General features: G+C 71.4%; 11 protein-coding genes. 3 read left to right on the forward strand and 8 right to left on the reverse strand.

Annotated elements, in window-relative coordinates; translation table 11 throughout:
- Positions 1–1565: SseB family protein (locus C1I95_RS25900; protein WP_199523912.1), on the forward strand; the 1565-nt coding region annotated here is incomplete at its 5' end.
- A complete protein-coding gene (locus tag C1I95_RS25905; protein ID WP_111217548.1) occupies positions 1562–1927 on the forward strand; it encodes a UCP033725 family protein in 366 nt (121 codons plus the stop codon). The genes C1I95_RS25900 and C1I95_RS25905, both read left to right, overlap by 4 nt.
- A gap of 12 nt (positions 1928–1939) precedes the next feature.
- On the opposite strand, the gene C1I95_RS25910 is transcribed toward C1I95_RS25905, so the two are convergent.
- The 4 genes from C1I95_RS25910 to acs form a co-directional block, all read right to left on the reverse strand.
- Entirely contained in the window at positions 1940–2872 is a 933-nt protein-coding gene (locus C1I95_RS25910; RefSeq protein ID WP_111217549.1) for an alpha/beta fold hydrolase, read from the reverse strand.
- A 91-nt stretch (positions 2873–2963) separates the two neighbouring features.
- Complete coding sequence (locus tag C1I95_RS25915; RefSeq protein WP_146605848.1) at positions 2964–3503, reverse strand: hypothetical protein; 540 nt, start codon at positions 3501–3503, stop codon at positions 2964–2966.
- A 132-nt stretch (positions 3504–3635) separates the two neighbouring features.
- The gene (locus tag C1I95_RS25920; RefSeq protein WP_111217553.1) at positions 3636–6041 is read right to left on the reverse strand and encodes an immune inhibitor A domain-containing protein; all 2406 of its coding nucleotides are present in this window, start codon (positions 6039–6041) and stop codon (positions 3636–3638) included.
- Between the two features lie 265 nt (positions 6042–6306).
- The gene (gene acs / locus C1I95_RS25925; RefSeq protein WP_111217555.1) at positions 6307–8301 is read right to left on the reverse strand and encodes an acetate--CoA ligase; all 1995 of its coding nucleotides are present in this window, start codon (positions 8299–8301) and stop codon (positions 6307–6309) included.
- A gap of 256 nt (positions 8302–8557) precedes the next feature.
- Here acs and C1I95_RS25930 point away from each other — a divergent pair, with 256 nt between their 5' ends.
- Positions 8558–9304: a Fic family protein gene (locus tag C1I95_RS25930; protein ID WP_111217557.1), complete on the forward strand. Its 747-nt coding sequence runs from the start codon at positions 8558–8560 to the stop codon at positions 9302–9304.
- 70 nt (positions 9305–9374) lie between these two features.
- Here C1I95_RS25930 and C1I95_RS25935 read toward each other — a convergent pair whose 3' ends face one another.
- From C1I95_RS25935 to C1I95_RS25950, 4 genes are all read right to left on the reverse strand, one after another.
- A complete protein-coding gene (locus C1I95_RS25935; RefSeq protein ID WP_111217559.1) occupies positions 9375–10181 on the reverse strand; it encodes an HAD family hydrolase in 807 nt (268 codons plus the stop codon).
- A 353-nt stretch (positions 10182–10534) separates the two neighbouring features.
- Positions 10535–11695 (reverse strand): tyrosine-type recombinase/integrase, encoded by a 1161-nt coding sequence (locus C1I95_RS25940; RefSeq protein ID WP_233513890.1) that lies wholly within the window; start codon positions 11693–11695, stop codon positions 10535–10537.
- Positions 11696–11805: 110 nt separating this feature from the next.
- Complete coding sequence (locus tag C1I95_RS25945; RefSeq protein WP_111217561.1) at positions 11806–12078, reverse strand: helix-turn-helix domain-containing protein; 273 nt, start codon at positions 12076–12078, stop codon at positions 11806–11808.
- A 28-nt stretch (positions 12079–12106) separates the two neighbouring features.
- Positions 12107–12928 (reverse strand): replication initiator (locus C1I95_RS25950; RefSeq protein ID WP_325048861.1); only part of this gene is annotated, 822 nt, incomplete at its 5' end.

Raw genomic sequence — 12928 nt, forward strand, 5'->3', positions numbered from 1 at the left:
CCGTCGGAGAGGCATGGGCCGGCGCGCCGGAGACCATGCCGCCGGACGACCCATCGCCGATCCGTCCGGCTCCGGGCGGCGTCGAGGACGCCCCCGTCCAGCCGGTGCCCACCCCCAACGGAGTACCGGCCCCGGAGCCGACCGTTCCCACGGGCCGGTCCGAGCCGACCGTGGCGTTGTCGGGGGTCGAGCCGGAGACCGTGCCGGTCCCGACGATGGGATCCGAGCCCGAGACGGTGCCGGTCCCGACGGTGGCGCCCGAGCCGACCGTGCCGATTTCGATGGTCGAGCCGGAGCTGACAGTTCCGATCCCGAGGGCGGCGGCTGAGCCGGTCGCACCGATCCCGGCGGCGGTGCCCCAGCCGGTCGTGCCGGTCCCGGCGGTGGTGCCCGAGCCGGCCGTACCGATCACGGAAACGACCTCGGAGACAGCGGCGGGCGTCGACGCGGTGGACCCGGTCGTCGCCCCGGTGCAAGCCTCGGCCAGCCGGCAGTTGCCGGGCGTGGTGGCGCCGGAGGCGCCTGGCGCGGCGGACGCGGTGCGCGGCGGCGATGCGACCCCCGGTCCCGCACCGGCCGCTGCCACCGGCAGCAGGTTCCGGCCCGCCAACGAGGTGGAGGAGGAACTGCTCGCTGCCGCGGGCACCGGCAACACCGACACGTTCCTGTCCACACTGCTGCTGGCTCGGGTCCTCATGCCGGTCGCGGTCGACTCCGCGCCGGGCAGCCGGCCCGGCGATCCGGGATTCGTCTGGCCGGCCGTGCAACTGGACGGCCAGACCTTCGTGGTGGTCTACACCTCGCCGCAGCGTCTCGCCGACCACACCGACCCGGCAGCCGAGACGGTCCAGGTTCGTTTTGTCCAGCTGATCCGCCGCTGGCCCGACCCGTCATGGTCGTTCGCGGTCAATCCCGGTACGCCGGTCGGGGCGAAGCTGCCCGGCGAGCAGATCGTCGGGCTGGCGAACTGGGCGGCCGAACTGGGGCTCGGCGACGATTCGGACAGCGAGCCCGAGCCGACCGTCGACGCGTCGGTGCCGGCCAGCGGTCCACGAAGGGCCGTACCGCCCGCCGACCCGTCCCGGCCCATCGTGATGCAGAAGGCGATCGCGCCGAGCCAACTCGGTTACTACCTGGAACGAGGCTACGACCGGGTCTCCGGTTTCGTGCACCGGGCCAGCGAGCTGGCACACCTCACCACGCCGGCCGAGCTGTACCAGGCGCTCGGCCTCCACCACCCCGAGTCGCCCTTCGCGTCCGACGCCGACCAGATCTACGTCCTGCGATGGCCGGCGTTCCGACCGAGCCTCTACCGGATTCCGTACGGCGGGCAGAACGAGGCGGCCATGCGGGCCATGGAGGGCTGGGTCATCGAACGCCCACCGTTCCGGGGCAACGGCTTCGCCCCCGGCGAGAGCAGCGACGTGGTGGCCGAGTTCAAGGTGGACAGCGTCCGGTTGCCGCACGGCGCGCAGCTGGTGCGCATCGGTGCGGACGGCACCGAACGGCTGGTCGCCGTCCTCGACGCCGACTCGCTCTCCTGGCGACAGGTCGGTGAGCGGTGACCCGCGACGGCTACGTGGCCCGCTGGCGCGGACGGGAGTACCAGGCCAGCCCGGACGGCGGCGAGATCCGGCTCTACCAGCCGGAGGCGGGTGACGGCTTCGTCGAGGTACGCCCCGGCCGGCACGTCCGGGTCGTGCCGGCCACCGAGGTCGACGAGCTCGCGTACGTGCGGACGACCTGCACCTGGAAGGGGCAACCGTTCATCGTGCTCGCCGAGCACGAGGGGTGGCTGCGGGTCGAGTACACCGGCGGGCGCTGGCCGGTCGCCCAGGCGATGCGGTTGGAGGCGTTCGACTTCGGCGTCTACCAGGGTTGGGCGCCCGTCGGCGAGGTCAGTGACGTGCGCGAACAGCGGGTCTGACCCGCCGCCTGGTCAGGACTTGGCCCAGCGCAGGACCTCGCCCAGCACCAGCTCCGGCGCCTCCAGGTGGGGGAAGTGCCCGACCGGGTCGAGCAGTCGCCACTCGTACGGTGCGCTGACGTAGCGCCCCGAGCCCTGGGCGGTACGCGGCAGCGAGGCGACGTCCAGCGCGCCGTGCAGTTGCAGGGTGGGCGTGACCAGCGGTCGCTGCATCAACTTGACGAACCGGTAGCCGTGCAACCGCAGCACCGACCGGAACGCCCACCGGTAGCCCTCCAGCGCGCAGAACGCGGCCTGCGGGATCCGCATGGCCTCCCGGTAGCGCTGCGCATACCCGGCGAAGTCCGGGCCGGCGACCCAGCGCGGGCCACCCCAGCGGCGCAGGATCTCCTCCACCGCCCGCCCCTCGTCCCGGGTGAGGGCGTGCTCGTAGCGGGGCAGCTGGAACCTCAGCGCGGGCGTCGAGGCGGAGAACTGACCGCGTGGATCGGCGAAGATCGCCGCGCGCAGCCGCAGCGGGTGCGGTGCGCCGAGCACCACCAGCCGGCGGACCAGGTTGGGGTGGAACGAGGCCACGGTCCAGGCGATCATTCCGCCGGCCCCGGCGCCGACCACGGTCGCCGAGCGTTCGCCCAGGGCGCGGATCAGCCCGGCCACGTCGGCGGCCAGCGTGTAGCCGTCGTACCCCCGGGGTGGTTTGTCGCTGGCGCCGTAGCCTCGCAGGTCGACGGCGACCGCGCGGAAGCCGGCGTCGGCGACCGCAGGCAGCATCTGGTGCCAGGCCCACCAGTGCTCGGGGAAGCCGTGCAGGAAGAGCACCATCGGCCCGGTGCCCGCTTCGACGACGTGAAACCGGCTGCCGTTGGCGCCGACGAACCGGTGCGTCCACGGCCCCTCGGTGAGGACGCAGGACTCGTCGACGGCATCGCCACGCTGCTCGGTCATGAGCGACAGCCTATGACCCCGGCACCGGTCGCTCGGCCGGACGCCGTCCCGACGCGGACGCCCACCGCCGATGCCTGCACCGGTCGGTCGCTCAGCCGACCGGGCTGATCTTCAGGATGCTGGCCGGGATGCCTGGGCCGCAGTCCACCCCCGCGACCGGCGGGCCGGTGGTCACCCGTACCCAGGTTCCGGTGACGAAGGTGCCCAGGCCGGTGCCGTGCAACGCGTACTCCCGGCCGTCGTCGGTGACCAGGGTGTAGCACGGACCGCTGCCGCCGCGGCTGAGCCGGCCGGCCAGCACGTTGGTCTTGCGCAGCTCGGTGGGTTGGCTCGGTGGTGCGGTCGGGGTGCCGATCAGGGGCGGCGTGCTGGGCGAGAGCGGCCGGCCGGTGCGGTCGGCCGGCGGCTGCGCGGTGCTCCCGCCGGCGGCGTCGTCGGCCGGGCCACCGCCGGTGCTGGCGGCCGGGTGGCTGGCGGTGCTGGCGGCGTCGGCGGCCGGGCGGCTGGCGGCGTCGCCGGTGCGGCTCGGCTCGGCGGGCACGGTGCCTCCGTTCCGGTCGGCGCAGCCGGTCAGCGCCAGCAGCGCCGCGAGGCAGGCGGCCGGCACACGGGCGCGCACGGTGGTGGGCACGACGATACGACGGTACCGCCGCACCGCCGGTTCCCGGCCGGTGCCGCGCGGGCGTGGTCCGGGGCGGCTCGTTACGCGCGATGCCCCGGGCAGGTGACCTGCCCGGGGCATCGTCGGCATTACCTCAGCGGCTCAGGAGAAGCGGACCGTGGTGTAGATGCCGTTCTGCTTCATCACCTTGATCTTGGTGCCGGTCGCCGGGAGCTTGACGCCGTGGTTCGGCAGCTCCGGGAACCAGTACTGCTTGGTGTCGTCGAACAGCGGCTGCGCTGCCTGGCCGCGGATGTACTGCGGCTGGCTGTTCAGGTGCAGCGTGAACGAGTCCGCCTTCTTCAGGCTGAACGGCGCGTCGTAGACCTGGATCCGGGCCCGCCAGGGCTGCCCGGTCAGGTTGTAGATCGGCCGCGGGTGAGCGTCGATGATCATGTTCCGGCCCTCGCCCGGGTGCGCGAACGTGTCGTTGTCCGCCCACCGGGTGTTCCAGTACGAGATCAGCAGACCCTCCTGGTACGCGTAGTGGTCCACGAAGTCCGGCTTGGTGTTGGCGTACCCGAAGAAGTACGGGCCGGTCTTGAGGTACTTGTCGTACGAGATGTACTGCCGGGTCCCCGCGATGTAGAAGTTCGCGAACGACCGGGTGTAGCTCTCCTCGACCACTTCGAACCCGCCGGCCAGCGTCCAGTCGGCGGCACCGGACTCGGCGCCGTCGGTGAAGACGGTCTCGCCGTCGGCGGTCAGGGTGACCGCGTCACCGAAGAAGCCGCCCTCGGAGACGCCACCGTCGGTCTGGTAGCGCAGGCGGAACCCGACCGAGTTGCCGGCCACCGAGTCCAGCGGGATCTCGATGTCGACCCACTCGTCGTCGGTGTAGCCGTCCAGCGCGTAGCGGCCGGGGGAGATCTCCTTCAACGGCTGCCCGCCGGCCGTGCCCGGCTGGGGCGTCCAGGTCTGCCCACCGTCGACCGAGGTCTCGAAGAAGAGGTAGTCGTAGTCCTCCTCGATGCTGTAGCGGCCCTTCATCGACAGGGTGGCCGACGACTTCCCGGTCAGGTCGAGCGTCCGGGTCATGGTGCTGTTCAGGTCGTCGGCGTTGCCGGAGAAGAACTGCTTGCTGCCCTCGAACGGCGCGCCGTTGTCGAAGGTGTACTCCCGCTCGGGCAGCACCACCACGGCGGCCTGGGCCTCCTTGGTGTTGTACTCCTGCGGCCCGAGGACCAGGGTGCGCTTGTCCCCGGCCCGGATCACCTCGTAGTCGAGCCAGCCGAGCTGGAGCTTGTTCCAGGCACCGAGGTCACCGCCGCGCTCACCGATGCCGCCGTCGTTCTTGGCACCGAGCCGGCTCTGGGCCATCAGGGTCCAGTGCTCGTTGTTGTTGTCGCCGCCGCTGATCACGTTGTAGTCGTCCGGCAGGCCGAGGTCGTGGCCGTACTCGTGGTAGAAGACGCTGCGACCGCCGTTCTCCGGCTGGATCGTGTAGTCACCGATCCAGACGCCGGTGTTGCCGATCTGGGTGCCGCCGGCCGGGAAGTTCGGCGGCCCGGTGCGGCCCTGGTCGGAGGCGTACGCGTACCAGCGGTGGCTCCAGATGGCGTCCTCGCCGTAGATCGGGTCGCCGTCGGCCATGTCGCCACCGGCGTGCACGATCTGGAAGTGGTCGATGTAGCCGTCCGGCTCGTTGAAGTCGCCGTCACCGTCGTGGTCGTAGCGGTCCCACTGGTCCATCGCCCGCACGTCGGCGGCGATCTCCTCGTCGGTCCGGCCGGCGGCCTTCTGGTCGGCCACCCACTGGTTGGCCGCGTCGCGCACCAGCGCCCAGACGTTGGTGCAGATGACCCCGTCGCACGGGTAGCCGCTGCCACGGCCGTACCGGGCCTGGTTGAAGTTGACCTTGACCCAGTTGGTCACCACGCCGTCGACGCTGTACCGGCCCGAGGACTGGGCCTCGTAGTACTGCTTCACGGACTCGTCGCCCGGACCGGTGCCGAAGTACAGCTTCCGGAAGTGCTCAGGGTTGTAGTTCTTCTGCCAGACGGTGGAGTTGTCCACCCGTCGGTCCGGCTGCGGGATCTCGTTGTGCCGCGGCCCGTCGAACCTGGTCGGGCCGGGAACGTTCGGGTCGGTGTCCTGGTCGGGGTAGTTCGGGTGCCGCTCGTCGCCGAACTCGGCGAGGATCACGAAGATCTGGTCGGTCTTCTCCCGGGACAGCTCGACGTACTGCTTCTCGGTGGGGCCCTTGCCACCCTTCTTGGTCTTGGCGTCACGGCCGGCCTTGGCGCCCCGGGTGGCCTTGTCGCCGACCTTGACTACCGTGCTGCCGTTGATCCGCTCCGCCTTGGCCCGGCCTGAGAGCACCTCGCTCAGGCCCTCCTGACGCAGGGCGCGGCGCTTCTCCTCCAGCGGGTTCGGCAGGTCGTGCTCGGCGTGGGCGGGCTCAGCGCTCGACGGCGCGCCCGCCGGCATCTCCGCCACCGGCGCGGCGGCGGCGGATGCTCCGACCGTCAGCCCTGTCACCGTCAGCGAGAGCCCGAGCAGACCCACTGCGACTTTGCGCACGTGGTACCTCCGGTTTGAAGGAACCGGCCCGTCGGGGGTTGTGGGCCGGTGAAATCGGCCCAAACGTGGGGCCACTGGTGAAGATAGGCACTACCGGGGCCAGTGGGGAAGGGGTCTACGTCGATTTGTTGCACGGATTTGTTGAGAGGCATTTTCACTGTCACATTGCGGTCCGGGTCCGCCGCCCGCCGGACATGACGATGGGTGGCGGTCCGCGCTGACCGCCACCCATCGAGTCGTACGCCGGCCGTCAGTCCTCGTCGGACTTGCCCCCGCCCATGCCGGAGGCGATCAGCTCCATCACCGAGGAATCCTGCAGCGTCGTCACGTCACCCAGCGAGCGGTTCTCCGCCACGTCCCGCAGCAGCCGGCGCATGATCTTGCCCGACCGGGTCTTCGGCAGCTCCGGCACCAGCATGATCTGTCGGGGCTTGGCGATCGGGCCGAGCGTCCTCGCCACGTGGTTGCGCAGGTCGGCGATGAGCTGCTCACCGGCCTCGCCGGAGGTGTCGGCGTTGCCCCGCGGGATGGCGAACGCGACGATCGCCTGCCCGGTGGTCGGGTCGGTGGCGCCGACCACCGCCGCCTCGGCCACCGACGGGTGCGAGACCAGTGCCGACTCCACCTCCGTGGTCGAGATGTTGTGCCCCGACACCAGCATCACGTCGTCGACCCGGCCGAGCAGCCAGATGTGCCCGTCGTCGTCCTTCTTGGCGCCGTCACCGGCGAAGTAGATCCACGGGTCGCCCGAATCGCCGGTCGCGCCCGCGCCGAACCGGGACCAGTACGTCTCGATGAACCGGTTGTCGTCGCCCCAGATGGTGCGCAGCATCGACGGCCACGGCTCGCGCAGCACGAGGTAGCCCCCGCCGCCGTTCGGCACCGACTGGCCCTGGTCGTCGACCACGTCGGCGCTGACCCCCGGTAGCGGGGCCATCGCCGAACCCGGCTTGGCGGCGGTCACCCCGGGCAGCGGCGAGATCATCATGGCGCCGGTCTCGGTCTGCCACCAGGTGTCCACGATGGGCAGCTCACCCCCGCCGACGTGCTGGCGGTACCACATCCACGCCTCGGGGTTGATCGGCTCACCGACGCTGCCGAGCAGCCGCAGCGAGGACAGGTCGTAGCCGGCCGGGATGTCCTCGCCCCACTTCATCATGGTGCGGATCAACGTCGGTGCCGTGTACAGGATGGTCACCCCGTACCGGCCGACGATCTCCCAGAACCGGCCCTTGTGCGGAGTGTCCGGGGTGCCCTCGTACATCACCTGGGTCACGCCGTTGGAGAGCGGACCGTACACGATGTACGAGTGGCCGGTTACCCAGCCGATGTCCGCGGTGCACCAGTAGACGTCGGTCTCCGGCTTCAGGTCGAAGACCGCGTGCGCGGTGTACGACGCCTGGGTCAGATAGCCGCCGGTGGTGTGCAGGATGCCCTTCGGGCGGGCGGTGGTGCCGCTGGTGTAGAGGATGAAGAGCGGGTGCTCGGCGTCGAACGGCTGCGCGGCGTGCTCGGTCGACGCCTGCTCCACCGTCTCGTGCCACCAGTGGTCCCGCGCCGACCAGCCGACCTCCTCGCCGGTGCGGCGGACCACCAGGACGTGCTCGACCGACGGGCAGTTCGCCACCGCCTCGTCGACGGTCGGCTTGAGCGCGGACGGCTTGCCCCGCCGGTAGCCGCCGTCGGCGGTGATCACGACCTTGGCCGTGGCGTCCTGGATCCGGTTGGTCAACGATTCGGCCGAGAAGCCGCCGAAAACCACGCTGTGCGTGGCGCCGATCCGGGCGCAGGCCAGCATCGCGACCGCCGCCTCCGGGATCATCGGCAGATAGATCGCCACCCGGTCACCGGCGGTCACCCCGAGGTCGGTGAGCGCGTTCGCCGCCTGGCAGGTCATCCGGTGCAGGTCGGCGTAGGTGATGGTGCGGCTGTCGCCCGGCTCGCCCTCCCAGTGGATGGCCACCTTGTCGCCCCGGCCGGCCTCGACGTGCCGGTCGAGGCAGTTGTACGCCACGTTCAGCTGCCCGCCGACGAACCACTTCGCGAACGGCGGAGTCGACCAGTCCACCACCTGGTCCCACTGCTTCGCCCAGCTGAGCCGCCCGGCCTGGCGCTCCCAGAAGGCCAGCCGGTCGGCGTCCGCCTCGGCGTACGCGTCGGCGGTGACGTTGGCGCCAGCGGCGAGTTCGGCCGGCGGGGGGAACTGGCGCGTCTCGTTCAGCAGATTGGCCAATGCCTCGCTCATGCCCTGACTCCTCGTCGCTCGGGGGTGACCTGCGTCTCTCCCGGGGAGGTTAGCCGGGGCGGACGGCCCAGGCGACCGAACCCCTCCGCCCCCGTCGCCCAACGGCCCCTCCCACGCGCCAAGGTGCAAGGAAGGGCACCTTCTTAACGCCTCAGGTAGAGGAAGGGCCCCTTCTTAACATGGAAGCGCGGTGGCGGGCGTCGCGTCGGCGGCGACTCCTGACCGGCCCGGCCGGCGGGGTCGCTAGCGTGACGGGGTGACTGCCGACCCGCTCGCGCCGCTGCTCGATCTCGCCGACGTCGCCGACGCCGTCGAGCGCGCCCGTACCCGATTCGACCAGGCGCTCGGCAACCGGGCGCTGCGCCGCCACGGCGGCCAGGTCGCGGCCGAGGTGAGCCTGCGGTCCGCGGTGGCCAGCGCCGGCCTGGAAGGCCGGCCCCACGAGCGTGAGGCGGTACGCGCCGGCACGGTCACCGAACCGCTGCTCCAGGGCGCGTTGCGAGTTGCCGGGGCACTGCCCGGGCTGAGCGACCTCTGGCCGAAGGCGCCCCGCCAGGCGCTGGCGAAACTGCACATACTCGCCGCGCGGGACGTGGTCGCCGAGGCCGAACTGGGTCGACCGGTCGACGACCCGGTGGTCGCCGCCCGGTTGGACGGGCTGGCCGGGCTGGTGGCCGGCGGCACGAAGGTCACCCCGTTGGTGCTGGCCGCGGTCGTACACGGGGAACTGCTCAACCTGCGTCCGTTCGCCGGCCCGTCCGGCGTGGTGGCCCGGGGCGCGGCCCGCTTGGTGCTGCTGTCCAGCGGCTTCGACCCGCGCGGCCTGCTCGCCGTGGACGTCGGCCACCGCGAGCGGGAGCCGGAGTACGTCGGCGCGGCCGGGGCCTTCGCCACCGGCACCCCCGACGGGCTGCGGTCCTGGCTCCGGCACTACATGTCGGCCGTCGAGGTGGGCGCCGACCAGCTCACCGCGATCGGCGACGAGGTGCTGGCCGCCGGCTGACCGCGATCGGCGAGGAGGGTGCTGGCCGCTGCCTGATCCCGGCCGGGCCGGGCGGCACGGTCGTCGAGGATCAGCCCTGCGAGGCGCTGGCGCGGGTGCGGCGGTGGCGGCCGTACCAGGCGATGCCGATCGCCACCCCGACGCCAACGCCGAGAGCGGCCGCGGCGACCGGGACGGCGGGACGCTCCCGCAGCCGCCGGCCCAGCGGGACCGGGTGCCGGAACTCCAGCACCGGCCAGGCGTTCTCCACCGCCAGCTTGCGCAGCTGCCGGTCCGGGTTGACCACGGTCGGGTGGCCCACGCACTCCAGCAGCGGCCGATCGCTGTACGAGTCGGAATAGGCGTACGAGTCGGCGAGATCGTATCCGCGCTCGGTGGCCAGCTCGCTGACCGCGTCGACCTTGCTCGGGCCGGCCGCGTAGAACTCGACCTCGCCGCTGTACCGGCCGTCCACCACGCCCATCCGGGTGGCGATCACGTCGGTGACCCCGAGCAGCGCCCCGATCGGCCGCACCATCTCCTCGCCGGATGCGGAAACCAGGACCACGTCCCGCCCGGCGGCCTGGTGCTCCTCGATCAGGGCGGCGGCCTCGGCGTACACGTAGGGGTTGATCAACTCGTGCAGCGTCTCCGCGACGATCTGGCGGACCTGTTCCACCTGCCACCCCTTACAGAGTGTGGCGAGGTAGTCCCGAGTCTTGGCCATGGTCTGCTCGTCGGTGCCGCCCAGCCGGAACATCAGCTGCGCGTACGCCGACTTGACCACGTCACGCCGAGTGATCAGGCCGTCCCGGTAGAACGGCCGACCAAACGCCAAGGCGCTCGACTTGGCGATGACGGTCTTGTCGAGATCGAAGAAAGCGGCACTTCGGCCCACGGCGCGAAAGTCTAGCCCGATGGTCTATGGTCGGCGGGTGCCCGGGGGCCGAAGACCGCCTGGACCTGCGGGCCGACCTCCACGGCGCCTGCGAACAGTGACCGCGGTCACACTCTGCGAACAGGATTTCGCAGGGAGTGGAGGCTACACCACTCGACGTACACAGGTCCGCTCAGGCAGACTTGTCCACAGGACGAGTATTCATAACTCGTACACCGGCAGACCCTCGGCGGTTGCACCCCCCGTGACCGCTGAGCGGGTTCGGCTCGACCCCCCCGGAGCCGAACCTCCGACGACCCCCGTCTCCCCCCGACGGGGGTCGTCCCTTTGTGCCGGGAGCGCTGCGGTGCTGGTCACAGGTCGTCCCCGTCCTCGTCGGGAGCCTCGTCCTCCGGCGTTTCCTCGGTCAGAGGCAGCAGAGAGGCAGCAGAGCCGTCAAAGGCTGCCAGGACGCGGGCGGCGTAGTCGTCCGGGGTGTGGGTGTAGCGGTCGAGCGTGGTGGACGCCTGCTCGTGGCCCATGACCCGCTGCACCAGGTTGATCGGCACGCCGTCGGTGACCAGCCAGGTGGCGTAGGCGTGCCGCAGGTCATGGAACCGCATCCCGCTGACAGCCTTGGCCGCGACGCAGGCGACGGCTTCCCGCTCCGTGGTGAACTCCGCCGACCACTCGACGCCTTCCCGGTCGGGCCAGACGGCCCGGTACCGATGCGGGCCGGCGTTGACGACCTGGCCGAGCAGGCCGGCACGGACGAGCGAGGGCAACCAGACCCGACGGCGGAAGTTCGATCGGCGCAGTGGCCGGCCGACCCGGTCACGGAAGACCAGCGTGCGCGGGTCCGGGTTGTCGGCGGCGGCGTGCAGCTGGCGCAGCGCGTCGACGAGGAAGCCGGGCAGCGGCACGGTCCGCACCCCAGCGCGACTCTTCGGGTACGGGCGCAGCACGATCCCGCCGTGAGTCTCCTCGGCGACCTGGACGACGCGCAGCGATGCCCGGTCGAGGTCGACCGACGACCAGGTCAGCCCGGCACACTCACCCCAGCGGAGCCCGGCCCCGGCGGCGGCACAGACGATCGCCCGGTGGCGAGGCGGCACGGCCGGCAGCAGCTTGCCGAAAAAGTCCTTCCGGCTGATCGTGATGGGCTTGACATCGCGGGACCGGTCGCGAGGCAGCTTCACGCCCTCGGCCGGGTTGACCGCGATCAGCCGCGCCTGCACGGCGGTTCGGAGGATCATCGAAAGCAGTTGGTAGCACTTGCCCACGGTGGCGGGAGCGAGGTCGCGGCCGAGCCCGGTCACCCACTCCTGCACCGACATGAAGTCGACCTTCCCAAGCGGCCAGTCACCCCACTTGGGCAGGACGTGTGCCCGAAGCAGGGACACGGTTCGTTCGGTGGTGCGTGCCTCGACCGAACGGGTGGCGAGCCATTGCTGAGCGAAGTCACCGAAGCGGGTACGGCCGGCGTGCGGGTTGACGTAGGTGCCCCGGTTCAGGCTGCCTTCCATCTCCACCATGTAGGCATTGGCCTCCCGCTTCGTACGGAAACTCTTCGACTTTTGCCCACCGGCAGGATCACGCCAGCAGGCGCGGAAGGTCCCGGCCGGAGTCTTACGGACGAAGCCCATCATCGCCCCCGGCCGTGCTCGGTGCCGGTCGCGGCGGGTTGCTGGGAGACGCCGTCGAGCCAGGCATGGAAGCGGGTGCGAGGAATCAGCCAGCGGCCACCGAGGCGGGTCGCCGGGATCGTGCCGTCGCGGACGAGGGCGTAGGTGCTGCCGAGCGAGATGCCGAGCAGCTTGGCGACCTCACGCACGGTGTAGGTGACCGGCTCGACGACGACCGTCTCGGTACGAGGGACGAGCCGGACGACCGGAGCCGGGCGGGCGGTGGTGCTCATGACGGGTGACCTCCTCAGGTCTGACGGGTCAGGCGACAGCCGGCACGGTGCCGGCCGGGGTGGTGCCGAGTTCATGGGCGAGTTCTTCGCGGCCGGCCGTTCGTCGTTCTCTGGCCATGGCGGCGGCGGTGGCGGCGAGGAGTGCGTCACCCGAGGTGTGCCAGCCGACACCGGCGAAGGTGAGGGTGCCGACGATCAGGGTCGTGTCGTCGTCGAGGTGGTCGACGGCGCGGAGCGTGCCAGCGTGCTCGTCGGCCTGGTCGTGGTGCTCGTGCCGGCGGAAACTCACGCGCGTGTCGCGCAGAAGTTGGAACGTCACCGAGTAGCGGCGGGCCTTGGTGAGGAAGTGGCCACCGAAGCCGAGCATGTGCGCCCAGCGGCGCAGCCGCGCGTACGGGTTGCTGCTGGCCGCTTTCGTCGGTTCGGTGTCAAGGCTGGCTTGACGTTCGGCGACGCAGACCGGGCAGGCGGCGTAGCGGGTGTGGGTGCCGCAGTCGGGGCACTCCCACGCCGGGATGAAGCCGGGCCGGGGCCGGTGGTCACGGGGCCGCTCGGAGAGAGGCACGGGCGTGTGGGTGGGTCGGCCGATGCGCCAGCAGGCGTCGATGAGGCGGGCGGTGTGGTCGCCGTCGGGGTCGGCGTAGTCCCCGATGGTGTCGGCGTCGAGGCGGGTGGAGGTGTGCCCGGTGGCCTCGGTGCTTTTGGTGGCGTACTTGGCAAGGTAGCCGGCGACCAGGCCGTCAGTGACCTCACCGTGTCCGCTGGTGCTGATCGTCCGCACGTCGACCTGCTCGCCCCAGGCAATCGGCCAGCCCTCGGAGCGGTCAGGGTGCCCGGGGGTGTGGAAGGC

Origin of the sequence: Micromonospora craterilacus, from assembly GCF_003236315.1 — a bacterium.
Taxonomy (GTDB): domain Bacteria; phylum Actinomycetota; class Actinomycetes; order Mycobacteriales; family Micromonosporaceae; genus Micromonospora; species Micromonospora craterilacus.

Bases quoted from the DNA above. Each gene is read 5' to 3' on its own strand.
- C1I95_RS25910 (WP_111217549.1), bottom strand. From the start codon at position 2,872: ATGACCGAGCAGCGTGGCGATGCCGTCGACGAGTCCTGCGTCCTCACC.
- acs (WP_111217555.1), bottom strand. From the start codon at position 8,301: ATGAGCGAGGCATTGGCCAATCTGCTGAACGAGACGCGCCAGTTCCCC.
- C1I95_RS25945 (WP_111217561.1), bottom strand. From the start codon at position 12,078: ATGAGCACCACCGCCCGCCCGGCTCCGGTCGTCCGGCTCGTCCCTCGT.
- C1I95_RS25940 (WP_233513890.1), bottom strand. From the start codon at position 11,695: ATGGTGGAGATGGAAGGCAGCCTGAACCGGGGCACCTACGTCAACCCG.